At 61.7% G+C, this 23,793-nt stretch carries 22 protein-coding genes; 4 read left to right on the forward strand and 18 right to left on the reverse strand.

The window, feature by feature from the left end:
• Positions 1 to 26: 26 nt before the first annotated feature.
• Together ABX74_RS21250 and ABX74_RS21255 are read right to left on the reverse strand one after the other, a co-directional pair.
• The gene (locus tag ABX74_RS21250; RefSeq protein WP_047889702.1) at positions 27 to 803 is read right to left on the reverse strand and encodes a trans-aconitate 2-methyltransferase; all 777 of its coding nucleotides are present in this window, start codon (positions 801 to 803) and stop codon (positions 27 to 29) included.
• 44 nt (positions 804 to 847) lie between these two features.
• Positions 848 to 1,894 (reverse strand): phosphatidylinositol-specific phospholipase C domain-containing protein, encoded by a 1,047-nt coding sequence (locus ABX74_RS21255; RefSeq protein ID WP_047889642.1) that lies wholly within the window; start codon positions 1,892 to 1,894, stop codon positions 848 to 850.
• A 192-nt stretch (positions 1,895 to 2,086) separates the two neighbouring features.
• Between ABX74_RS21255 and ABX74_RS21260 the strand changes: the two genes are divergently transcribed.
• A complete protein-coding gene (locus tag ABX74_RS21260; RefSeq protein ID WP_047889643.1) occupies positions 2,087 to 3,610 on the forward strand; it encodes an acyl-CoA synthetase in 1,524 nt (507 codons plus the stop codon).
• 19 nt (positions 3,611 to 3,629) lie between these two features.
• On the opposite strand, the gene ABX74_RS21265 is transcribed toward ABX74_RS21260, so the two are convergent.
• The 3 genes from ABX74_RS21265 to ABX74_RS21275 form a co-directional block, all read right to left on the reverse strand.
• Positions 3,630 to 4,694 (reverse strand): acyl-CoA dehydrogenase, encoded by a 1,065-nt coding sequence (locus ABX74_RS21265; RefSeq protein WP_047889644.1) that lies wholly within the window; start codon positions 4,692 to 4,694, stop codon positions 3,630 to 3,632.
• A complete protein-coding gene (locus ABX74_RS21270) occupies positions 4,691 to 5,839 on the reverse strand; it encodes an acyl-CoA dehydrogenase family protein (protein ID WP_223257979.1) in 1,149 nt (382 codons plus the stop codon). Before ABX74_RS21270 ends, ABX74_RS21265 begins: the two co-directional genes overlap by 4 nt.
• 124 nt (positions 5,840 to 5,963) lie before the next feature.
• Positions 5,964 to 6,518: a TetR/AcrR family transcriptional regulator gene (locus ABX74_RS21275; protein ID WP_047889645.1), complete on the reverse strand. Its 555-nt coding sequence runs from the start codon at positions 6,516 to 6,518 to the stop codon at positions 5,964 to 5,966.
• Between the two features lie 185 nt (positions 6,519 to 6,703).
• On the opposite strand from ABX74_RS21275, the gene ABX74_RS21280 reads away from it, so the two are divergent.
• Entirely contained in the window at positions 6,704 to 7,927 is a 1,224-nt protein-coding gene (locus ABX74_RS21280) for a cytochrome P450 (protein ID WP_047889646.1), read from the forward strand.
• A gap of 6 nt (positions 7,928 to 7,933) precedes the next feature.
• Here ABX74_RS21280 and ABX74_RS21285 read toward each other — a convergent pair whose 3' ends face one another.
• The 11 genes from ABX74_RS21285 to ABX74_RS21340 form a co-directional block, all read right to left on the reverse strand.
• A complete protein-coding gene (locus tag ABX74_RS21285; RefSeq protein WP_411269031.1) occupies positions 7,934 to 9,319 on the reverse strand; it encodes a lipase family protein in 1,386 nt (461 codons plus the stop codon).
• Entirely contained in the window at positions 9,319 to 10,602 is a 1,284-nt protein-coding gene (locus ABX74_RS21290) for a hypothetical protein (protein ID WP_053062066.1), read from the reverse strand. Before ABX74_RS21290 ends, ABX74_RS21285 begins: the two co-directional genes overlap by 1 nt.
• 295 nt (positions 10,603 to 10,897) lie before the next feature.
• On the reverse strand, positions 10,898 to 11,962 hold the full coding sequence (locus ABX74_RS21295; protein ID WP_223257980.1) for a hypothetical protein: 1,065 nt from the start codon (positions 11,960 to 11,962) through the stop codon (positions 10,898 to 10,900).
• A 1-nt stretch (position 11,963) separates the two neighbouring features.
• Complete coding sequence (locus tag ABX74_RS21300; protein ID WP_019745192.1) at positions 11,964 to 12,575, reverse strand: signal peptidase I; 612 nt, start codon at positions 12,573 to 12,575, stop codon at positions 11,964 to 11,966.
• The gene (locus tag ABX74_RS21305) at positions 12,572 to 13,177 is read right to left on the reverse strand and encodes a SipW-dependent-type signal peptide-containing protein (RefSeq protein WP_019745193.1); all 606 of its coding nucleotides are present in this window, start codon (positions 13,175 to 13,177) and stop codon (positions 12,572 to 12,574) included. The genes ABX74_RS21300 and ABX74_RS21305 overlap by 4 nt, the downstream gene beginning before the upstream one ends.
• A 9-nt stretch (positions 13,178 to 13,186) precedes the next feature.
• Positions 13,187 to 13,858 carry a signal peptidase I gene (locus tag ABX74_RS21310; RefSeq protein ID WP_223257981.1) on the reverse strand — a complete coding sequence of 224 codons (672 nt, stop codon included), beginning with the start codon at positions 13,856 to 13,858 and terminating at the stop codon, positions 13,187 to 13,189.
• Positions 13,859 to 13,923: 65 nt separating this feature from the next.
• Positions 13,924 to 14,466 (reverse strand): hypothetical protein, encoded by a 543-nt coding sequence (locus ABX74_RS21315; protein WP_047889650.1) that lies wholly within the window; start codon positions 14,464 to 14,466, stop codon positions 13,924 to 13,926.
• Positions 14,467 to 14,481: 15 nt separating this feature from the next.
• Positions 14,482 to 14,991 (reverse strand): alternate-type signal peptide domain-containing protein, encoded by a 510-nt coding sequence (locus tag ABX74_RS21320; RefSeq protein WP_020909027.1) that lies wholly within the window; start codon positions 14,989 to 14,991, stop codon positions 14,482 to 14,484.
• 218 nt (positions 14,992 to 15,209) lie between these two features.
• Positions 15,210 to 16,151, reverse strand: a complete 942-nt coding sequence (locus ABX74_RS21325; RefSeq protein ID WP_223257982.1) for an Ig-like domain-containing protein — start codon at positions 16,149 to 16,151, stop codon at positions 15,210 to 15,212.
• 727 nt (positions 16,152 to 16,878) lie between these two features.
• A complete protein-coding gene (locus ABX74_RS21335) occupies positions 16,879 to 18,474 on the reverse strand; it encodes an amidohydrolase (RefSeq protein WP_047889653.1) in 1,596 nt (531 codons plus the stop codon).
• Positions 18,471 to 19,430, reverse strand: coding sequence for a DMT family transporter (locus tag ABX74_RS21340; RefSeq protein ID WP_047889654.1), 960 nt, complete (start codon positions 19,428 to 19,430; stop codon positions 18,471 to 18,473). The genes ABX74_RS21335 and ABX74_RS21340 overlap by 4 nt, the downstream gene beginning before the upstream one ends.
• 51 nt (positions 19,431 to 19,481) lie before the next feature.
• Here ABX74_RS21340 and ABX74_RS21345 point away from each other — a divergent pair, with 51 nt between their 5' ends.
• Both ABX74_RS21345 and ABX74_RS21350 read left to right on the forward strand, forming a co-directional pair.
• The gene (locus ABX74_RS21345) at positions 19,482 to 20,039 is read left to right on the forward strand and encodes a TetR/AcrR family transcriptional regulator (RefSeq protein WP_047889655.1); all 558 of its coding nucleotides are present in this window, start codon (positions 19,482 to 19,484) and stop codon (positions 20,037 to 20,039) included.
• A 208-nt stretch (positions 20,040 to 20,247) separates the two neighbouring features.
• A complete protein-coding gene (locus ABX74_RS21350) occupies positions 20,248 to 21,888 on the forward strand; it encodes an ABC-F family ATP-binding cassette domain-containing protein (RefSeq protein WP_047889656.1) in 1,641 nt (546 codons plus the stop codon).
• A gap of 68 nt (positions 21,889 to 21,956) precedes the next feature.
• Here ABX74_RS21350 and ABX74_RS21355 read toward each other — a convergent pair whose 3' ends face one another.
• Positions 21,957 to 22,445 (reverse strand): nuclear transport factor 2 family protein, encoded by a 489-nt coding sequence (locus ABX74_RS21355; RefSeq protein WP_047889657.1) that lies wholly within the window; start codon positions 22,443 to 22,445, stop codon positions 21,957 to 21,959.
• 27 nt (positions 22,446 to 22,472) lie between these two features.
• Positions 22,473 to 23,786, reverse strand: coding sequence for an MFS transporter (locus tag ABX74_RS21360; protein ID WP_044480096.1), 1,314 nt, complete (start codon positions 23,784 to 23,786; stop codon positions 22,473 to 22,475).
• Between the last annotated feature and the right edge of the window lie 7 nt (positions 23,787 to 23,793).

Consider the following 23,793-nt stretch of genomic DNA (forward strand, 5'->3'; position numbering starts at 1 on the left):
CGGCGGACCGCAGCACAGCCGAGTAGTTACCGCTTGCGTCCCACGCAGAACACCCGCCGGAACGGAAACAGCGTTCCGGCGGCTGTTGCGGGATACGCCTCCCGCAGCAGATCCGAATACTGGCGCTCGAACTCCGGAGCGTCGGCCTCGCCGAGAACGTCCAGCACCGGCCGAAGTCCAGTCCCCCGAACCCATCCGAGCACCGGATCAGCACCGGCCAGCACATGTACGTACGTCGTCTCCCAGGCGTCGACGTCGAATCCGTGCTCCTGCAGACGCTGCGCGTACGCAACCGGACTGTCGACGCCTTCCGGGCCGCGTAGGACGCCACCCAGTCGCTCGCTCCATTCCGCGGACTCCGCGAGGCTTCGCATGAGCGCATGTGACGGTGCATCGAAGTTTCCCGGAACCTGCCACGCCAACCACGACCCGGATGCCAGGGTGTCCGCCCACTGGTCGATCAGCTCACGGTGGCTCGGAACCCACTGCAATGCAGCGTTACTGACGACCACGTCGTAACCCGAGGCATCGAAGGACATGATGTCCCCCAACTCGACGGTGACGTTTCCCGGTAGGTCTGTCGGGGCCTGCGCCACCATTTCGGGAGACGAATCGAAACCGGATACCGAGGCGTCCGGCCATCGTTCCCCCAGCATCGCGGTCAAGCTACCTGATCCGCAGCCGAGGTCGGCTACCCGCGTCGGGTCTTCGGTCGCCACCCGTGACACCAGGTCCACGAACGGGCGTGACCGCTCACCCGAATAGCGGCCGTAGACTTCGGGATTCCACGTGACAGTGCGCATGAACCCATCCTGCACCCTGTTCCTGAGAATTGCCGCCCTCTAGATCACCGACGCGGCACCACGGTGGACAGTACGTTCGGCAACCTCGACCAGTCCGCGGTGATGTAACTTGCGTGATCACCGGCCAACCGGTCGAGACGCTCGCTCGCCTCGGCTTCGGTGGCATGCACACCGTCGATCTGTGGAGCGACCTTGTGCGCGTCGGTCATGACGAGCAGGTAGCCACGATCGTGGTACCACTGCGGATCCACAACGCCCGAGGAGTAATCGAGGGCATCGCCGTCGAAGATCACGAACCACGGGCGGATGCCCGGGTCGGCGTAACGGTCGATTCGTGGGTCTCCCGGTGACGCCCGGTGAACAGCGGGAAAGGCGGCGCCGAGTTGGACGAGCCCGGCAGCGGACAGATCTCGCAAGTGCGTCGCGTACTGCCGGTCGGTCCACTCCGTGTCGAGCGGGTTTCCCTCCTCGATCGTTCCCGGAATCAGCTCGAACAGAAATTTGCCGTTCATCTCGGACATGCTCGGCCATCCACGGTCGGTGACGGCGGCATCCGGGCTCGAGTAGGACTCACCCATCAGATCGGATGGAGTGAAGACCGCGTTCCCGAGAGTCCCGAGGATCAAGGCGTCGAGATCGGCAGGTCCGCGTCCGTAGCCGGTGGTGAAGCCGTCCTTGAGTTCCAACTTGATCATCACCGGAGGATGCTCGGGGTCGGCTTCGTGCCACGCCCGCATATCTGCCAGGCATCCGCGCAGTCCCTGATCTCGCAGACCACTTCGCAACCCGGATGCGTCCTGCGCACCGACGCAGTTGCTGTCACTCGCCACCGGATTCATGTGCGAGACACGCCAGTCCGGACCACCGCCGTTGGTCCACAGATCCAATTCGAGCAGCGAGGCCCCGGAGTCCAAAGCGTCGGCGAAGTACGGAAACGTCGCCTTCTCGTAGGAATTGTGGACGCCGACGGACGTGGCCTCGGAGAACGAGCGAGCTCGGTCCGCAGTCGCCTCGGCACCGGCCGTGGGAGCCGAGACGACCGAGACGACCGCCGCGAATGCACTCACACCGGCTACCAGAATTCCACGCATGTTCGACACTCTCGCAGAAATCACGCCGCTGCAGGACGGAATCGGAAGAGACAACTGGACAATCGTCCTAGACTGCATCGAGGGTGAGGCGCGGTCTCAGGCGGTGAGTGAAGGAAATTATCAGGCAAATAGCATCATGGCTGGAACTGATCCGAGTCGGAGCACTCGGCCCACACCCGCAGAAGGAATCGCATGCAGCTGACTCAATTCGTTCACCGATCCCTGCGAGCATCACCCGATGCGGTGATGACGATCTTCGACGGCCGGCTGCGCACGTGCCGGGAATCGGTGGACCGGATGAGCAGACTCTCCGGAGGGTTTCAGACTTTGGGCCTGCGCACCGGTGACAGAGTCGCAATCTTGGCATCGAACTCCGACTACTACCACGAGGCGCTCCTGGCCTGCTGGTGGTTCGGAGCAGTGGCCAGTCCGGTCAATTCTCGCTGGAGCACGGCGGAAATCACGTACGCCCTGGAAGATTCAGGATCGACGGTATTACTCGTGGACGAGAACTTTGCTTCCGTCGGATCTACCCTTCGCGAGGCGTGTCCAGGCCTGACCACTGTCGTCTACTGCGGCAGCGGCCCGGTTCGCGACGGAATGCTCGACTATGAACGGGTGATCGCGGAGGCGACTCCGGTCGACGATCTGCGCGTCGGCGGCGACACGCTGGCACTACTCCTCTACACCGGCGGGACCACCGGAGTGCCGAAGGGCGTGATGATCAGTCATCAAGCGCTGATGACCTCGGCGCTTGGTACTCTCGCGGCAGGCAGCGTGGCTGTCAGCAACGGAACGAACCTCGCGATCAACCCTCTGTTTCACATCGCCGGGATAGTTGGATGGTTGGCTCAGTCGCTGATGGGTGGCACCCAGGTGTTCATGCCGAACTTCAGCCCACGCACGTTCCTCGAGGCCGTTGATCGCCATCGCCCGACAACTGTGGGTCTGGTGCCGACGATGCTTCAGATGTTGGTCGACTACGAAGACTCGACCACCTATGACTTGTCCAGCGTCAGGATCCTGAGATACGGCGCCTCGCCCATTTCGCCGACGCTTCTCGAACGAGTCATGCAAATGTTCCCCAACAGCTCGTTTGTGCAGGGCTACGGGATGACTGAAACCGCGCACATCAGCATGCTGAGCCCGGCTGATCACCTCGAAGGTGGTGATCTCCTCCGCAGCGCCGGTCGAGTACTGCCGCACTGCGAGGTGAAAATCGTCGACCCGACCGGCGCGGAACTCCCACCCGGCGAGGTGGGCGAAATCGTCACGTTCGGCAGCCACGTCATGCTCGGATACTGGAACAAACCGAAAGAGACCGCAGAAGTGCTCCGCGACGGGTGGATGCATACCGGCGACGCCGGATACCTCGACGCCCGCGGTTACCTGTTCATCGTCGATCGCATCAAGGACATGATCGTCACCGGTGGCGAGAACGTCTACTCCACCGAGGTCGAAAACGCTCTGGCACAACATGAATCCGTCGCGTCCTGTGCCGTGATCGGCCTGCCCGATACCCAGTGGGGCGAGCGTGTCCATGCCGTAGTCGTCCTTCGGCATGGTTTCGACGCCGACGCCGACGAACTGCGCGCTCACGTGAAAACGCTGATCGCCGGTTACAAATCTCCGCGTACCTTCCAATTCGTCGATGCATTGCCACTGTCGGCAGCGGGCAAGATACTGAAGCGCGATCTTCGTTGCAACGCAACGTAATCCTCTACGACAGTCAGGATTACAGCTGCAATGTCGGTTCTGGATCAGTGATCAAGCGGTGCAGTGACGGCGATGCAGCTACGGCCTCTCCCAGTTGCGTGGCGCTCGCGATTTCGTCGCCGAACTCCGATCGCCAGGCATGCAGTCGTCTGGTGAGTTGTTGCAAGCGGTATTCGCGGGTCATGCCGATCGCACCGTGTGCCTGGTGGGCGGCGCGCACGCTCGCGAGCGCATTCTGCGAAACCACCAATTTGGTTGCACACACTTCGAAGTCGGCGTCGCGCCGGGTGAGCGCGTGCGCCGTGCGATCCACGGCCAGTGTGGACATCGATGCCATCTGTGCGAGGGTGACGATATGCTGCTGGACGGCTTGGAATTGCGCGATGGGCCTGCCGAACTGCACCCGCTCCGACACGTAGCGCCGGGTCAACGTCGACACCGACTCCATCGCTCCCGACATCTGCACCGAGCGCAAGAACGCGCCGAGCCTGCTGAGAATCCGCGGGTCGACCAAGTTGTCGCCATCGACAATCCGCGCTTCTGCGAACGTCAGGCTCTGACGCGGTTGCCCGGCAAGATCCGTCCCTCCACCGATCTCGGCGTCGGAGATGTTCAGGAGTACAACGCGATCACCGAGAACTGCTGCCAGCACTGATGCGGCGCTACCCCACGGCACATCGTGAAAGGTGCCCGACAGGAAACCGTCGTTGGTGCGACGCACATCGTCGCGCTGCGATCCCGGCGCGACGGTTGCGATTCCGGAGGGCACCGGTAGCCCGGCCGCTGCTGCCAGCCTACCCGCGAGGTACGTCTCGGCGAGCGGCAACGGCGCAGCGTGCCTCGCCGCCGCGCGCTGGACAGTCACGGCGTCGAGGAGCGAGCCACCGGAACCACCAACGGATTCGGGAAGACCGACCAGTGGCAACCCCAGTTCGACTGCCGCGCTCCATAATCCGGTGGGCAGACCGTCCATCTCCGCCTGCGCTACCACCTCGGTGCCGGACTTCTCGGCGAAAAATTGCTCTACCATCGATTCGAGGTCGGCGTCGAATGTGTACGCGTTGATCTCTGACCCCGAATTCATCGGTTCAATCCTTTCACGATCACGGTGCGGAGAATTTCGTTGGTGCCACCGCGAATCGACCACGACGGCGCCACCAGCACGGCCCGTGCGAGCAGTGACTCGTACGGGTCGTCGGAGGCAAGGTCTGGAGCCCGGCCGAGGTGCCGTGCCACGGTGGCAACACAGTCCTGTTCGAAGCGTGTTGCCATTTCCTTGATCAGCGCGGCCTCCGTGACCGGCGAGCGACCGGAGTCGACCATCCGTGCAATGGACAGCGACATCCCACGAAAAGCCCAGCAGCGCGCCGTAATCGAGCCCAGATCGGCGAGGGCAGAGGGACCGCCCTGCGCCGCCTGGTTGGCTGCCCAGTTCTCGAGGACCGGCATCAGCGACATCCAGCGGTCGACGCCACCTCGCTCGAGTGCGAGTTCACCGGTGTTTTGTCCCCAGCCCGCTCCGACGTCTCCGAGGCGACGCGAGTCCGGCACGAAAACGTCCTGGAACGACACCTCGCAGAAGTCCTCGCTTCCGTCGATGAACGGAATGGGTGAGACGGTCAGGCCCTCGCTGTCGCGATCGACGATCAGCTGAGTGAGTCCGTTGTGCTTGTCTGCCGAGGTTCGCAGCAGGGCGAGTATGTGTGTGGCGTGGAAGGCGCCGGTGGTCCAGATCTTGGTGCCGTTGACTTTCCAGCCACCATCGACACGTTCGGCGCGAGTGCGTACCGATGCCAGGTCCGAACCCGAGTCGGGCTCACTCATCCCGATCGAGAACGAGAACTCACCGATCGCGATACCGGGAAGGAAGTACCGCTTCTGTTCTTCCGTGCCGTTGGCGGCGATGCTCGGACCCGACTGTCTGTCTCCGATCCAGTGATAACCGACCGGCGCTCCCCGCGCGAGAAGTTCTTCGACGACGACCAATCGATCCACTGCTGACCGTCCACCCCCGCCGTATTCCTTCGGCAGTGACATTCCGAGCCACCCACGGCTACCGAGATCTCGCGAGAACGCTGGATCCACAGCCCCGGACATCCCGAGTCCGAGGGGGTAGCTGCCCGGGGTTAGCCGCTTGTCGAGGTACTCCCGCACTTCGGCCTGAAGCGCGAGTTCCTCGATCGTCAGTTCTGTTGCGTCGAAACGCATGGACGTACTGCGTACCACCATCGTGACTTTCTCCTTCGCGGCAGCGGACAGGCTTCAGGGTACCGAGCCGAGGAACGAATGCATGAACCGAACCGTCTGCAGCAGCGACCGACCCGCCGCACTGTTCACGAACACGGAACCCTGCTCAGGAGCAGACGAACGACTCGACCATCCGTCGTTCGTCTGCCCTGTCTGCCAGTGGCCACGCCAACAGCATCAACACGATCCGAACCACCCACTGCGACTGTTGACCTTCGGGATCCAATCCAGCAAGTTCGAGTGCAGTACGCGGTAGCAACGGAGAAGACACGAGATACTCGTCGATACCGTTGGCCCGCGCCGCCGCAAGGCCATGGCTCGTGGCGGCGTCGGCTCTGATCGCGTCGACGGCGACGAGGATCGACTCCACGATCCGCTGGTCGCCACGCAGTGATTCGACGGCAGCCGCAACCTGGCTCGCCACGGACGCCGCACCTCGCGACAACAGCCCCTCACGGATCGCGGACTTGCCACCCACGTAGCGGTAGAGCGTCGCCCGCGAACAGCCTGCGCGGGAGGCGACGTCGTCGGCATTGAACCGATCGAATCCCTGTTCTCGAATCAGCTCTGCTGCAGCCGCGAAGATGCGCTCGGTTGCGAGTTCACGGCGGTTACCGCCGGCCAACCAGTCGGCGGCGCGGCGCTCGTTTGCACCGGTCACTCTCCGTCACCTCGTCTCACTCTGAGACAGATTCAATCAGAGATCTCAAGGCTACGGAAGGCCGCGAGCCTCTGACCTGGGAGAAGTACGAGGGGGTTGAAGTGCGTGAGATTTTCTCAAAATGCCAGTTCAGAGGCATTTTCCACCTGTTGACTTCTGCTCGACGGCCGTGAAATCTTCCATTCGTGACACCACCGACGCTGGACATCAACCCCTTCCTCCCGTCGAATATCGACGACCCTTACCCGCTCTACGACGTACTCCGGCGCGAGCACCCCGTGTATCGAATACCCGATACCGACTTCTATCTGGTGTCGACGTGGGAACTTGTCACCGAAGCCGTTTCCCGTACCGAGGACTTCTCCTCCAACCTCACCGGCGTACTGGTTCGAACACCGGACGGATCGGCCGTGACGTTCGACATGAACGGCGGCGGGCAAGCCGTTCATGTCCTCGCGACCGCCGACGAACCCGACCATCAGCACCATCGCAAACTTGTCCTGCCGACACTGGTCGCCAAACGCATACGAGCACTCGAGCCGACGATGCTCGAGTACACGCAGCAGTTGTGGGACAACGGCTTCGACGGTCGACAGATCGAATGGGTCACGTCGGTAGCGGACACACTACCGCTGCAGATGGTTGCCACACTGATCGGCCTGCCGGCACACGACGTCCACCAATTGCTGGCGTGGTCTTACGACAGCACCGAACTTCTCAGCGGCATCGTGACGGCGGAACGGTTGACAGACGTCGTCACCTCGGCGGCCGAGCTCACCGGGTACCTCTACGGCAAGTTTCGTGAGGCGCGGACAAACCCGGTCGACGATCTACTCGGAGACCTCGTCCACTGCTGTGACGCAGGCGAACTCAGCGAAGACGTGGCCGTGCTGATGCTGGCGCAACTCGTCGGTGCGGGTGGCGAATCAACCGCCGGACTGATTGCCAACTCTGCACGGCTTCTCGCCGAGCGCCCCGAGATACAGACGCAGCTGCGCGAGGACCCTCTACTCGTGAGCGCATTCCTGGAGGAGACGCTCAGACTCGAGTCGCCTTTTCGCGGACACCACCGACATGTCAATGCGGACACAACACTCGGCGGTGTGGCGCTCCCCGCCGGCAGTCATCTCATACTGCTGTGGGGCTCGGCGAACCGCGACCCGGAGTCGTTCGCCGAGCCACACGCGATGAACCTCGACCGGGCCAATCTCCGAGCGCATTTCGCCTTCGGCAAGGGAGCACATTTCTGTGTCGGGGCCGCGCTGGCCAGGCTGGAAGCAAAGACCGCCATCGCCGTACTTCTCGAAAACAGTTCGCACGTCACAGTCGATTCCGAATTCCCGCCACGTTGGGTCCCCAGCATGTTCGTACGCCGCCATCAGAGTTTGCGTCTCGCTGTCACCGGATAGTTTCACTCAGTTGTCGAAATTGTGGGCTATCCAATCGATTGTCTGCATTCCGAACAGGTCTGTCCCCCAACCGTATGGATCCGCGACTGCGCGATCCATACTGCAGTCCGTAGGCTGATAGCTCACGTCCGTCCCTCGGCTTCTGTACGTGTCCGCCAGTTCTCGCGCATCAGCTGCCGGTACAAGTGACATCGGGGAGTCGTCCTTTGCGCACGACGTTATCAATACCTTCGACGCCGGAGCACCGTGGCCCAATACGTTGTCGTCGTACGCACGCTGGAAGCTGGGTTCTGTGATCGGATCGATTCCCGGCGCGAAAAGGCTTGCCAACGGCACGAACGGAAGCGTGAAGTACGCCGGCATCTGACACTCACCCCGGTACACGTCGGCAATCGCTCGGCCCACGGGATTGAGCTTGTCGTTCAACTTCATCTCGGGATACCACGGTTCGAGACCGAGGAGCGTCGCAAATCCGAAGCCTGCGCCGACCGAGGAATCTGTTGTCTCCATGAATGTTCGGGGCTTGATCACCATGCCCTCGAGGACTGTCGAGACGATATCGAGTTCCGGCGCGTAGGACTGCGCAGATTCTGCGGCGAATGCCGAACCGACTCCACCACCAGCGATTCCGAACAACGCAATCTCCGCATCCGGATTCAGCTCGGAATCCTGCAGCTGAAATGCTGCGCGCACTGCATCCAACTGGGCGTGCCCGGCGAACTTACCCGCGAAGACCCCGTGGGGATCACGGTCTCCGTTGTTCCCGACGTCGGAAATCACTACGGCATAACCTTTTCCGAACATCAGCGCCAGCGGACCCAAGGCCGACCAGGAGGCGCCGTCCAGCGGATCGCCGCCGGTCCAGTGTGAACTCGGATGACAGTAGCCGCCGACGCTGTCGTTGGCCTCCTGATAGCTGATGATCTTCTTCTCCGACGCCGGCGTTCCGTCGATCGGGATCATCATGATTCCAGTGCTCACTACCGGCGTCGAACCGTCGATTCCGGTTGTGACATACATGATCTTGTAGGCGTCGAGCTGTCCCGGTTTGTATCCGGTGAACAGTACATCCACCTTCTTCGACTTCAGGAGATCACCGGGACGCTCGGCGCCGGTCAACACCGGCTCGTCGTAAAACGGATCATCGGCGGTGAGTGCAGTGAAGATCTCCTCTTCGGATGCGAACTCCCCTGAACTGAGAGCACCGACGGTGAACCCGTTGAATACCTCTCCCAGAGTTGGGGTGTCGGTCCGAAACTCCTCGGATACAGGAGTTTGCACGTCTTTCGGGACATCACTGTCCGGCACCTCAGCTCCAGCCGTTGCTGGCAGGACCAGCGCAACGGTCAGCGCCACCAGCGGCGCCAACCTTCGGAATGTGGCCGACGACATCACTGAACCGTCACTTTCAAACTGGAGAGGGCCGATTCGAGAGTTCGTGGGAGGGTCATCATCGGGCGGTGGCTCTCCAATTGAATTTCGTAGGGAACACTCAATGTGGCTACGAGCCGTGGCCAATCTTCTTCGACCATCGCTCGGTACTTCGGCAATAGCTGTGAGGTGATGTAGTCCCACCGGTCCTCGTACACCGACCAGTTCCAATCCGGCAGTGGCATCGTCACGTTCGCGGTGCGTCCGTCGGCGAGTGTCGTCGTGAACTCGAGGGGCCGGAACGAGCGAGGCGGGACCACGCCGGCGACCGAGGGCGAGCCGGCAACGGTCGATGCGTAGGTGATCGCTTCTCCCACATCACCTTTGTAGGCGCGCACGGTATCCCACTGGTCGCGGATGATCACCCCTTGCTCACGTTGGAGCAGCGCAACGTTCCCCAGTGCGATCCGATTCGAATCACTGGACGCGACATCACGCCAGGCGTCCATGACATCCTTGCCGAATAGTCCGGCAATCTGCATTTCCTCCAGTGCAGGAAGCCCTTCATCCACGTATGCCTGATGCATCGGCATCAGATCCGAGAAGATGTTCTTCTGCATCACCAGGATCATCCCCAGCACATAATCCAAGTCGTCCGCCGTGACGTTCCTGCCCACCGCCGCGAGTGCGCGCAGCCCTGCCGGCAATTGGTTCAGCGCTTGCACGCCAACCTGATCCGTGAACTGAGAAACTATCGAATTGGCAACCTGCTGGAGATTCGGAAACGAGTACACGTCCGCCATCAGTTCGAAGTCGATCAGTCCCCCGCCGAAGTCTGCGCCTACCTGTCCGCCCATGCCCGCCCACTGCAATTCCGGGTGACCGAGTTGCAGATCCTCGTAGTAGCGGTACGACTTCACCAGGTTCGTGCGATTAGCCGACACTCCGGCGCGCGGATTCCACGATGAGAGATCGATTCCGGCGGCTTCCGTGGCAGCGACCAATCGATACTGAAACAGCAAGGCCGCATAGGATTCCGGACTGCGACCACTGGCGCGGGCTTCTTCCACAAGGGCTTGCAAGGTGCCGAGATCAGTCGGCAACGCGGGATGGACACCGCCCGGACCGTGTTCGGCATTCCGATTCACCAAAGGCAGATTCACATACTCGTCCAGTTCGGACGCCGACGCTGATGTCTGGACCGACAGCAACGCGGACATCGCCAGCGCACATGCCGCCGTGGCTGCCAATACGTCGCGCGCCCAACGACGTCGCCGAACTACGGCCCCCAGGTTTAACCGCATATCGGTCCTCGTACTCAGGTCGGCAATCGCCCCGATCGATTGCCGACACCAAACTTACTTTGCAGTAAGATAGCTCGAGACCTGAAGAAATACCAATTCCGTACGAGCACTCTTGGCACTTCTACACGTCGTTGCCACCTGCAGTTGCTTATCCCGTTCCCGAATCGCCGAAACCTCACCAGCGGGCGACCGGCCGGTTACCTGTTGCCCGACACGATCAGAGCATGCGGATCCACGCCTGTGCCCCCGGGTCCGCAGACTCGGGGGCACAGACGAGATATCGAGTGATCAGCCGCTACCCGAAGTCAGGCATGTTCTGCCCGCTGTCCTTGTAGAACTTCCACGTGCCGTCCTGCGGCGACTCCATGATGCGGTAGACCTCGGTTGCCCCGACAATCCACAACTGGCCGTCGTACCAGTGCAGAGTGGAACCCGATTCGACACGGCCACTTGCGAGTTCGTTGCCGTCGGCGTCGACCACTGCAACCTTGTTACCACCCGCAGTCCAGCCGCCGATGAGGCCGCCACTCTCGACTGTGTCCATGAGAACCGGCTTCGGATCAGCCGAGGGAGTGGTCACCGGCGACGTGGTTTCCGGGGTGGTCGGCGCCGGAGTCGTCGTGCTCGGTGCCGTCGTGGTCGTGGCCTCGGTTGTACTGGTCGGCTCGGTGGACGTTGTCGGATCGACGGTCTCGCTCGTGGACGGAGCTTGCGTGGTGGTCGTCTCCAACGCATCCGGCTCGTTCGGCACCATCGCTTCGGCCTGCATCCTGCTCAGAGGGTTCGCTCCGTTGGGTGCCGGGGTGCTCGGATCCCAAGTGGAGACGTTCTCCCATGCCTGGTTGCCAACGCCTGTCCCTGCTCCGCCTTCGCACTGGGTTTTGCTGTTGACCCAGTTCTTGAACGACATCCCCTGTCCGTTGGGCGCAACAGCAAAACCGGACGACTTCGCCGGCCCGTTGAGGGTGTAGACGCGGACATACAGCCCGGTGCGCCCGTCATCGGCCAACCGCCAAGTGCGGGCTTCAGTACTAGAGAAGGTTTTCGAGGTTTTGACTGTGTTATTCGACCTGTTCATCACCTCGACGTAGTAACCCGTCGCTCCCGGCACCGCCGCCCATGCGATATCTCCCCGAGGATCCCAGTCCCAAGTTCCCCAGTAGGTAGTGCAGGTCACTGACGAGGTCAGCGGAGTCGGATAGAAGTTGCCCGTCGCCACTTGTGCGCCGGTCGAATTGACCGCGTCAGTCGAATTGGCCAACGTCCCGGTGGTCTGAGCCAGGCCGAAAGCCATTGCAGCAGCGCCGCCGATGGCGATCAACGACCGCAGCGACTTCATGCGGGTGCTAGCCCGACGCATTTCAATCATTATGAGCCTCCTGAAGCTCCCCGCAGGTTTCGTCAGCATCGACGCGGGCGTCATTTGTAGTGGCGGCGCGGGCATTCTCCAGACGCCGGTCTTTAGTTCGTCCAAATGCGATGACCAGCACCGCGCCTACCAATCCGCCGCCGAGGAAAGTTGCGAGCGGACTGGAAAGCCAAGCAACGACATAGCCGAGCCCACCGACGCTGGCGAACACGCGGTCTGCCTCGGTAATGGTGTACGGCAGCCGATCAGCCACATTGTTGGCATCGCCCTTGAGCGTGGCGAGCACGGTGTCCGCTCCTGCCGATTCGAGTTCGACCACGCGGTGGGTGATACGCACGCCTTGGTCGTTGTCGACGCTGATCACGTCGCCGACAGCGAGTTCAGTTGCAGGCACGGTCTTCGCCAGCGCCAGCGCACCGGTGGAGATTGCAGGTTCCATCGAACCCGAGCGGAACACCAGTGGTTTGATCCCGAATATCAGGGACGCGAGAGTGGCGATAATGCAGATGAGCCCGGCGACCGCAGCCACATTCAGGGCAATTTCCTTGCCGCGACTGCGTCCCACGGTCACCTCCTCATCGGTGCTGTCCATCGCGATGATCACTGCCCCGTTGCGGTGAAGTTGAAGCCCAGATCGGCGATCTTGAACTGCTCCGTCTGACCTGCGGTCGAATCAACGGTCACCTTGATACACACCTGCTCCGAAACACCGGCAGCGAGTGATCTGCCGGAGACGAGTGTCGGGTTGCCGGAGAACGCTTGCTGCGTCCCGATGATCGGTCCTGAACAGGTACTGCCGTCGTTGGCACCGCTCTGATGTAGAGAAACCTTGAGCTTCCCGATCAGCGCGGACGAGCCGGTGGCCGTTGCCGATACTGCCCACTGGAAGTCGGCCGTTCCGGTGTTCTGAACCGTCAATGCCCCGGCCTCACTCTGGCCTGGCAGCATGCTGTTGCGCTTGAGTTCGGTGAATTGGTGTGCGGGCCGCTGGTTGTCGACTTTCAGCTGGACCGACGAAGTGCTGAACATGCCGGTGGTCGCGGTAGCGCTGTCGGACCACGCCGCCATCGTGCCGACCGCTCCGAGGCCCAGGACCATGCCGAGTGAGAGCACGGCCCGGGTACGTATCCAACCGGTCTCGCCCAGACGGCTTCGCATCCGCGCCCCGAGACGCGCGCCGCCGCCCGATTTCTGTTCTGTAGACATTCTGCTGTCCTATTTCGATTCGGAGTTTGGTGCCGATGGATCGGCGGGCAATACCGGCGCGCCGAGTTCAGGGCCGGAAAGAGTCGGGTCGGTGCCACTTTCGTCGTCATCGGCCTTGCCCCGCTTGTCGCGGATGCCACTGACGACCATCCACACGGCATATACAGCCAGGCCCGCAGCCACGCCCGTGGTGAGAATCGAACGCGATTGCCCGTTGATCACCGAGTTCACCCGGCCCAGATACGGCACCGAGTAGATGACCCGACCACGGATCTGCTCGGGCACCAGCGACCACGAGTCGGCGACGGGGTTGTTGTCGCCGCGAGTGTGGATGCGACGCTCCCCTTCCCCGGTGTAGTAGATGCCCTCGATGCGGTGGGTGACCACCGCTGGATCGCCGGAGACGGGCTGGAACGTGATCACGTCCCCGGTGGTCAGATCCTCGTTAGGAGTCGGCTTGACCACTATGAGCGTGCCAGGGGGCATGGTCGGTTCCATCGAGCCGGTGAGAACCGTGTACGCGGTGGAGCCGGTGAGTCGAGGGATAACGACCATCACCGCGAGAACGCCGATCATCAACAGCAACAGCACCCACGAGACGATGGTGCGAGTCCACCACCAGAGGGTGGTCTTCTCTCCTGAGTCTTGTTCGGGATCATGTTGCCGCTCAGATGTTTCCACGTGTGCGCTGTGCCGGGGTCGATACTCGGCACGTTCGCCCGCGCGCCGGCTTCTCGCGGTGACGGTCACGACTGGCTCACTGAGCTTGCGTCGAAGGTGAACGTCGCGTTGGACTGTTGGCTCGCTGCCGCGCCCTGGCCCAGCGTGGCCCGCAGGCACAACACCTGCATCTGCCCGGCCGGAACCAGCTGCTCCGAAAAGGCCGCACCGTCCATGGCGCCGTTGTAGAGCTCAGTGCCCACGTCACCAGTGGCGGTGCAGGCCGCCTCGTTGGCTACCTTGGCCACGCGCAGGCTCAGCGGCGGTGGGGTGGCGCCGTTGAGTACAACATCGGAAAGCACGTAGTTCATCTGCACATTGCCGGAGTTGATCACCGGCAAGGGCATCTGAATGCTGTCGCCCGGGCCCTTGTTGTCCAACTTGAACCCATCGAGGTTGAACTGCTTGACCCCTTCATCGCCGGCAGAGATATCGAGCATGCCTGCCTGAATAGTGCCGCCGGTCGATTCTGCGGTATCGCGCCACAGCGCGCCGGTCTGCTGCACCGAGACGAACCCGATGAGCAGAACCGACGACGCTGCGATCGCCCATTTGTACTGGGTCTTCACGTGACCTTCTTTGGCTTAGTTGAGCGTCTGCTCGAGGGTGACCGCGCCGCCGGCGAGGCTGGCGGTCTTCGTCTGACCGGTGTTGTCGCCCGCGGCCCCCGCGTTGAATGTGATGGTGGTCGTGAACGTTGCCGCCTGATCCAGGCCGGCGGTGTACGTCGTCACGGTGCCACTAGCCGGGGCCACGGTCAGCTGATTCAGCGTGACGAGGTCTCCGGTGACCCCCGTGAGCGAAGGCGTCAACTTCGCCTTCAGGTTCGTGCCAACGAGGTCGATGCTGTAGTTCGCGGTGTAGGTGACGACATCACCGGGCACAATCAGGTCGCTCGCGGGATTGAAGGTACTGCCGTTTGCCCACGTCCACACGCCGGCGCCGACCTGCTCGACCGACAGCGAACCTGCGCCAACCGTCTGCGGAGCGCCGCCGTTGGTGGACGAGTTCCACGCGGCCATGGTTCCGGCACCGCCTGCAAGCAGAACGGCAGCCGCACCTGCGGCGATCGCACCCTTTGTGGTCTTGTTCATCTGGTATTCCTCCTGTGCAGTTCGCGGCGGGACATCCGACGCGCTTGGTTGAGCCCGGGCCGTGCGGATGTGCACTCCGGTGAAACAGCCCCAGGAAGGGGCATGGGAAATGAAGCCGCCGAATTGAATTCGGTGACCGAGAATGCCGGCGATGCGCGGAGATGGTCGAGATCGCCCCGCGCATCGCGAGTTCTAAGTGGCCGGTTGGGCCGGAGTGGTTATCCGCCGAGGCTTCCGAAGAGGTCCAGGCTTCCGAGCGAACCGGTGCTACTGCCGAGCGAACCGCTGCTGCTGCCACCCGGATCGGTAGTTTTCGCCGTGACCTTGACCGTGACTCCCGCGGAGGCGGGGCTGGTCCCACCCGCATTTGTCGCAGTGGCGGTGATCGGATGACTGCCGGGTGTGGTGATAGTCAAGTTGCAGCTGAAGTCCCCACTCGCATCCGCGGTGGCGGTGCAGGTGGCACCCCCTCCGGTGACAGTGACGGTGCTGTTCGGCTCTGCCTTGCCGGAGACCTTGACGGGTGTACCCGCCTCTACCTCGGCGGCGCCCAGAGACAAGTCGGTCGGAGCACTGGGGGCGACCACAGCAGGCTCGCCCTCCACCAGAACCAGACCCCAGCCGGGGTTGATCTCGTATCCCTGCAGGACTTCGCTGGCCGGGATACCAATCATGAAACCGACCATCACGTTGACGTTCTGCGCGAGAGGCGTCTTCACCAACTCGATCCGAGTCGCGGAATTCGCATCCGGTCCGATCACGAATTGCTGGCCGACCTGGCTGCCGATTTTGCCCCGCACTGTCGCGGTGCCGCCGCCAGAGACGGACCAGCCCTCGCTGAAGAGTGTGAGCGTAGCGGGAAGGTCGCAGACATTGCGGACGTCGAAGGCCATCTGCGTGCCCTCATCTCCGGGAATCGGGATGTAGTCGGTTCCATCGGGCCCGAAGGCTGGCGGCTTGACCCACGGTCCACCGTTCTGGGACATCTCCAGGCACTGGTCAGTGATGTCGTCGCCCGGGGCAGCCACGGCGGTACCGGGAGCAAGCAGCGCACCCGAGGTCGCGAGGAGCAATGCAGCCGGCAGCGCCGCCAACACAGCAGTGGCGCGCCGGGGGAGACGGGATTCGCGTCCGTCCCCGACCGGGAAAAATCGAGGCATGTGAAGACTCATTTCGTCTGTCCCGTTGCCGGGCATTGGGGTGGTTAGACGACAGATCCAGGTACATCCGCCATCGGTGCCGAACATGTTGCAGAAGGCTTGCGAGCCGAACCGTGACGCTGTGCATGCCCTCGCTCATACATAGCTACTGCTCCGCTTCGGATCAATTTTTATCACACGTATCAGCTTTTGTGGCGGTTTTACTGGTCAAACGTTCAGGAGGAATTCGAACACTCCATGCGGGTGAATTATGCGCGCTGACCAGTACTGTTGGAAACAGTTAGCTGCGCTTCGTAACTTGTTCCCGAAAAACCTTTTGGTGCCGAAGGGGCGATTCGTTCCGCTCGTTACGAGAACACGTTCTACATACTCTTGGTATGTCCGAGGATATTCACGAACGAACTCGCCGAGAACAGCGACCCTCGAGCAAACAGAAGGATCGAACCGTTTCGAGCACGTGCTGCATTTCGTTCACGAACGCCACGGACACGGGCATCGTCGATCGCTGCGCCTCGCCGGATCAGACGGCCATGACAAACCCTCGCACGCTCCGAAACCAGCACTCCACCAATAACTTTGTCCGACCATCGAATAGCGACTGCCCCTGGTGCATCCAAAGCTGTGGGCCGGGAAGCAAATTCGCTACCCGGCCCACGTGCGTCTACAGTTGCGAAGCCGGTAAGGAGTTGACTACCGGTACCCAATCCCAAGGTAAAACTACGAGCACCTACACCTCGAAGACGGTCTCACCGCCGACAACCGTGCGCAGGACCGACAGTTCGTTCAATTCCTGAGAAGCGCTCCGCAACGGATCTCCGTCGAGCACAACAAAATCCGCCAAAAGTCCCACCGCTATCCGACCTTTGTCCGATGACTCACCGGTGAGACGGGCGGCAGCGCTTGTGTAACCGGCCAACGCATCGGACGCGGAAACCCGTTGCTCTGCACCCAGAACATGACCTTCTCGCGTCACACGGTGTACGGCTGTGTTCATCGTGAAGAGCGGGTTCACGGGAGTGACAGGGCAGTCGCAATGCAGCGCGTAGGCAAGCCCCGCCGCCACGACCGACGCCACGGGGCTGATCCGCTCGCCGCGACCCGGCCCCAAGAACCGATCACGGTGCCGGTCGCCCCAGTAGTAGACGTGGTTCACGAAGATCGACGCCACCACCCCGAGTTCGACCATCCGCGCGATCTGATCTTCCCGCAACGTCTGAACGTGCTCGAGTCGATGCGAAACTTCGATGTCCGGACGTGCTGCACGTGCCGCTGCAATTGCGTCCAGTGCAAAATCGATGGCTTGATCACCGTTGGTATGAATCGCAACCTGCCGGCCGGCAGCGTGATGTTCCGCGACGAGTGCCCCGAGTGCACCTGCCGGGATTGCCATTCCGCCGCAGTGGCATCCGCCCAGATCGTGGTACGGCTCGGTCAGCGCAGCGGTGTGCAACTGAATCGACCCGTCCGAAATGAGTTTGACGCCGCCCACACGAACTCGATCTGTCGAATCGGCGAGTTCGCCCAATTGATCGTGAACCCCGTGGCCGAGGTAGAGGCGCGCACGCAGACGCAGTTCACCATCAGCGTCCAGTTGTCGGTACGCCTCGTACATCTCGGCTGTGACGTACATGTCGTGAAAACTTGTCACGCCCACCGAAGCCATGACTTCCTGCGCCCGCAGCATCGCGACCTTGGACGCATCCGGATTCATATCCGGAACAAGTCCGTGTACCAGAGACATTGCCGGAACCTCGCACAGTTCACCGGTGGGTACACCGTCACTGTCCCGAACGATGACACCACCCTCCGGATCGACCGTAGTGACATCGATCCCGGCCTTCTCCAGTGCGACCGAGTTGACATAGATCCCGTGAGCAGACAAGTGCCGCACCAGAATCGGATGCTCGGTGGATGCCTTGTCCAGATCAGCTGCGGTCAGACCTCGATCCTCCGCCACAAGGCTGTCGTCGAAGCCCCACGCTTCTATGGGCTCGCCAACTGGTGTGATCGCGGCCCGCGCGGCCAACGCCGCGATCAACTGCTCGATGGTCGGGCACGCACTCGTCGTTGCGTCGACCCCACTGAGCATCAAACCCCACATCATCGGATGAAGGTGCGTCTCGATGAACCCCGGAACAACAACCGCTCCGGCAAGATCGACAACGGAGGTTTCGGAATCGGTCAGCGCCGAGATCTCGGCATCAGTTCCGAGGGCGACAAATCTGCCGTCCTTGACTGCCACAGCGGTGGCGTTATCGCCGACCGCACCGTCCATGGTCCTGATCTCGCCGTTGATGTAGATGTGGTCAGCCACCGTTGTCATACGCTTGTCTCCATTCGTTTTCCGACTACAGTCGTCGAGGACTTCTTCGCAGGTATCCGCGTCGCCACAACCACTCCGGCCAAAATCATTCCGGCACCTGCAAGTTGGACGAGAGTTGGGGTCTGCGCAAGCATCACCGCGCCGAACAGCAGTGCCGACGCCGATTGCAACACCAGGCTGGCGGCGACTGCACTGGCAGGCAGACGCTGACTGGCGCTGGCCACCAGAAGCCACCCGATCACCTGAGATACCAACGCGAGCAGCACAAGCCAGCCTTGAGCTACGAGCGAAGGGGTCAGATCCAAAGTTCCACTCACGAGGCCGTATACACCTGCAGTGAGGGCAGTGGCTCCCGTCGAGACGAACATCGGCAGAGCCGTTCTACCCGCCGCCCGAGTAGCCAGACCCATCAGGAAGATGTAGACCGCGTAGGCGCCTGCGGCGATCACGGCAAACGACACTCCGACAGCAGGATTCGACCCCGTGAGCGTTGTGCTCGTCCCGGCTACCAGAGCAACTCCGGCGAAGAGCAACGGAAGGCTGGCGACCAGTTCCCGGCCGATCCGTTGGCGCAGAACAACGTAGCCGAGGATTGCGACGAACAGCACTTGCAAATTCAGGATCACAGTCGAAAGACCTGCCCCGATCGAATGAATCGACTCGTGCCAGAGCACCAGATCGATTCCGAGGAACGCGCCGGCAAGCAAAGACTTCACGATCCAGGGCGCCGAGATCGAAGGCCGGGATGACCGACGACGCTGAACGAGCACGAGTATGCCGAGAGGGATGAGCGCATAGAGACACCGAAAGAAGGCACCCGTCGACGGAGACACTCCTGAGAGTTCATAGAGCACCGAGGTCAACCCGAGGATGCATGCACCGGTGACGACTACACGCAGGTCACGACGGCGTAGTTGATCGCCGGACGGCACGCGTGGCGATACTTCATCACTCATGGTGATAATGTATCACCGACGCAAAGCCTGTCATACAGGGAAGATGCGTGCATGAGAACTCCGGTTACCCGTGAACGCGTGATCGCTGCCGCAGCCGACCTGGTCGACAGCAAAGGCGCCGACGCTCTGGTACTGAGTCAACTCGCCGAGACCCTCGACGTCCGGCAGTCAGCCCTGTACAAACACGTCGACGGGGTCGACGACGTCCACCATCAACTCAGCCTCCTCGCACGCAACCTTCTCGCCGAACAACTGCGTGCCGCCGCGGTTGGTCTCTCGCGCGACGACGCCGTCATGGCGCTCGCAGACGCATGGCGTTCCTTCGTCCGGGTGCACCCCGGGCTCTACGCCATCACCGACCGCTACCCCACTGCTCCGCATCCCGATCTGGTCTCCGCCGTCGGCGAGGTGGTAGACGTCATCAACAAGGTGATCGCGGGATACGGTCTGAGCCCGGATGATTCGGAGCAGGCGGCGTGGTCTCTTCGTAGCGCGCTGCACGGTTTCTGCATCCTCGAATCGGTAGAGGGTCAACCGGCCGGCACCGACCCGGATCGGGTGTACCGAAGACTGGTCGAACTTCTCTGCGCCGGTATTGCTCGTATGTAAATACCGGCTCCTGTTATCGTCGGATGAAACGACACAGACCAAAAAGGATCAGACATGGTTGGTGAACTCGACATCTCCGGATAAAACCGGGCATGACGGCCACCGGCAGACGCCTCGGAGCGCTGCCGTAGTGGCCATGTTGTCGTTCACTAACCCGACTTTTTGCGGAGCAGCGTTGCCGCGCCCGCACGACACCTGAGGTCTATTCATGTCCGATACCTACATCGTTTGCTCGAATCTGTCTTTTGCCTGGCCGGACGACACTCCGGTCTTCGACGAATTGTCCTTCACCGTGCCCGGTGGCCGAACCGGGCTGGTTGCCCAGAACGGCGTCGGGAAAAGCACTCTGCTCAGATTGATCGCCGGTCAACTCCGCCCACGCGCCGGCAGTGTGTCCGTCGACGGCGTTCTCGGATACCTTCCGCAAGACCTTCCACTGACGGGCGATCTGACCGTTGCCGAGGTCTTGGGCATCGCCCCGACGCTCGCTGCGCTGGACGCTGTCGAATCCGGAGACACACGAGAAGAACACTTCACGACAATCGGGTCCGACTGGGACATCGAAGAGCGGACCCGAGCCCAACTCGGCCGACTCAGTTTGAGTGACATGACGTTTGATCGTCGTCTCGACACTCTGAGCGGCGGGCAGGTCATCTCGCTCGGACTGGTGGCTCAACTCCTGCGACGCCCCGATGTCCTTCTCCTCGACGAACCCACCAACAATCTCGACCTTGACGCGCGCCGCAGACTTTACGACGTTCTCGACGACTGGAATGGCTGTCTGTTGGTAGTCAGCCATGATCGAGGACTACTCGACCGCATGGACCGCATCGCCGAACTTCACAGCGGCGAGATCAGCTTCTACGGTGGCAATTTCACCGACTACGAAGCTGCGGCACGCTCGGCTCGCGAGGTGGCGGAGAAGAACATCCGCAACGCCGAGCAGGACGTCAAACGCGAGAAGCGCGAACTGCAGCAGGCCCGAGAACGCGCTTCACGACGCGCAAGTAACGCTGCCCGCAATCTCGGGAACGCGGGCTTGCCCAAGATCTTTGCGGGGACCATGAAGCGCAATGCTCAGGAGTCGGCCGGCAAGGCGAACGAGACACACCTCGCCCGGGTCGACGCGGCAAAGGACCGACTCGACAGAGCGGGCCGCGCTCTTCGAGACGACCAGACGATTTCGCTCGAACTGCCAGGCACTCACGTACCCGCCGGACGCATGGTGTTCTTTGGTGAGCGAATGCAATTCGCGTTCGGCGATCGTGAGATCTTCGCCGACCCCGGCATTGACCTGGCCATTCGAGGACCGGAGCGTATCGCGTTGACCGGGCCGAACGGCGTGGGAAAGTCGACGCTACTTCGCATCGTCAACGGGGATGTTGCGCCGACTTCCGGTGAGGTCGAGCGAGCCGACGGCCGGGTGGCATATCTGTCGCAGAGGCTCGACCTACTCGACCCCGCACGCACCGTCGCCGAGAACTTTGCATTGTCGGCTCCAGGCCTTCCGGCCCCGGAACGCATGAACATCCTGGCGCGCTTCCTCTTTCGGGGTGCGGGTGCTCACCTACCCGTCGCTGCACTCTCGGGCGGTGAACGGCTGCGGGCTACGTTGGCATGCGTTCTCTTCGCCGATCCGGCCCCGCAATTGCTTCTTCTCGACGAGCCGACCAACAACCTCGACTTGGTGAGCGTTGCTCAACTCGAAAGTGCCCTGAATGCATATCAGGGGGCGTTCGTGGTGGTCAGCCACGACGAGAGATTCCTGGCCGAGGTCAAGGTCGAACGCTGGCTCAGGCTCTCGGACGGCCGTTTGACCGAGGTCGCCGCACCGGACGCAGTGGGCTGACACGACCAGTGAACAGGCGAAAGGCCTTCACACACATCGTGTGTGAAGGCCTTCGTCTGCACTACTGCTCAAGGCGTCCTGGTGTACACCGGATCGTCGAAGGATCGACGTTGCGTCACCCAGTCCGTGGGCAGGATGTTCTCGATCATGTCTTCACGGGATTCGTCGAACACGACGATCCGATCGGCGATTCGCCACTCACCACGGCGCCTTTCGAACCTGTCGACGTAGCGGCACTTGATCGTGGCAAGCATCTGCACCGAATCCGTACCGGAACGCTCCTGCCGCAGAAAACACAAACAGTACGACTCACACTGAGCGACATCGCCGTTGATGTCGATCAGTATGTTGGAAATGCAGTGAATCGAAGAGTCGATCGTCTTGTGCCTGAGCTTCATGTCTTCGATGAGCCCGTCGACGGTTCCGATGTAACCACCGTGGTTGTCTATCGCGTCGTCGAAGTAGCAGAGAGCTACGCTGTCGAAATCTTTCCGATCGACGGCCCGAGCGTAGCGATACAGAACTTCGGTGATTTCTTGCTTGTCAGCGAGGGACACAACACGTCTCCTGTTCTCCCGAGGTGATCAATCAACCTGCAGTTCAACGCCCTTGGTCTCCTTGATGAAGAAGACCGTGACGAGGGTGATCACGGCACAGAACACGAAGTATCCGGCCGGGGCGAGAGAGTTACCGGTCAAGCTGATGAGATAGGTGGCGATGAAGGGCGCGGTGCCACCGAGGAACATGTTGGTGACGTTGTTACCCAAGGCCAGACCGCTGTACCGCACAGATGCTTTCAGCATTTCGACATAGGTCACGTACGAAGCACCGTTGACAACGGAAACGCAGATGAAGAGCACCGACTGACCGACAACCGCCTGCCAGATACCAGAACCGGCCATCATCATGAACATCGGGATTCCGAGAACCACTGCGGCGGCACTACCGGCGAACAGCACCGGCCGACGCCCGTACTTGTCTGCCATGTATCCCGAGATCGGCAACGTGATGACGCCGAGAACCAGCGCAAGAGAAGTGGAAAGGAAGGCAACGCGCGACGAGTGACCGCCGGTGGTCTGCAGGTACGTTGCGGCATACACCGAGGCGATGTAGTAGCCACCGGTGATGAGTGCGCCCAGCAGGATGATCTTGACGACGCTGCCACCGGAGGTGCTGAGCAGCTCACGGATGGGAAGCTTCTTGGTCTCACCCTTGTCCTGCAGTTCCTCGAACTGAGGAGTGTCTTCCATCTGGCTACGGATCCAGATACCGATGCCACCGATCAGCAGGCTGAGCAGGAACGGGATACGCCAAGCCCATTCGAGGATCTGCTCTTGCGAGAATACCGACGTCAGGCCGAGGGCCATGAGCGAAGCAGCCAGCGAACCCAGGTAGGTGCCGGTATTGACCATCGAGGTCTGCGTCGCACGCCACCGCTTGGGAGCGGACTCGGAGACAAACGCGTTGGCGCCGCCGAGTTCACCGCCGGCCGCGAAGCCCTGCAGGCAACGAGCCAGAACGAGGATGGACGTGGCCCACACACCCAACGTGGCGTACGTCGGCAGCAAGCCCATTCCGGCTGTCGCCAGAACCATCAGAAGGATGGTCCAGGAGAGAGCATTCTTGCGGCCGTACTTGTCGCCGATGTGGCCGAAGAAGATTCCGCCGGGCACGCGTAGAAAGAAGGCCACGGCAAATGCTGCAAAGGTACCGAGCAGTGCTGCGTTCGGGTCGTGGGAAACGAAGAACAGCGCGGCGATTGTCGTGGCCATGTATCCGTAGATACCGAAGTCGTAGTACTCGACGACGGTACCGACGATGGCCGCGCGAATTACCTTCGTCGTCGACTGTCGTTCGGTTGCCACGTTCCTGCCCTCGGTGGATTCGGCTCTCGCCATGGTCTCA

The organism is Rhodococcus sp. ARP2, from assembly GCF_001029585.1.
Taxonomy (GTDB): Bacteria; Actinomycetota; Actinomycetes; order Mycobacteriales; family Mycobacteriaceae; genus Rhodococcus_F; species Rhodococcus_F erythropolis.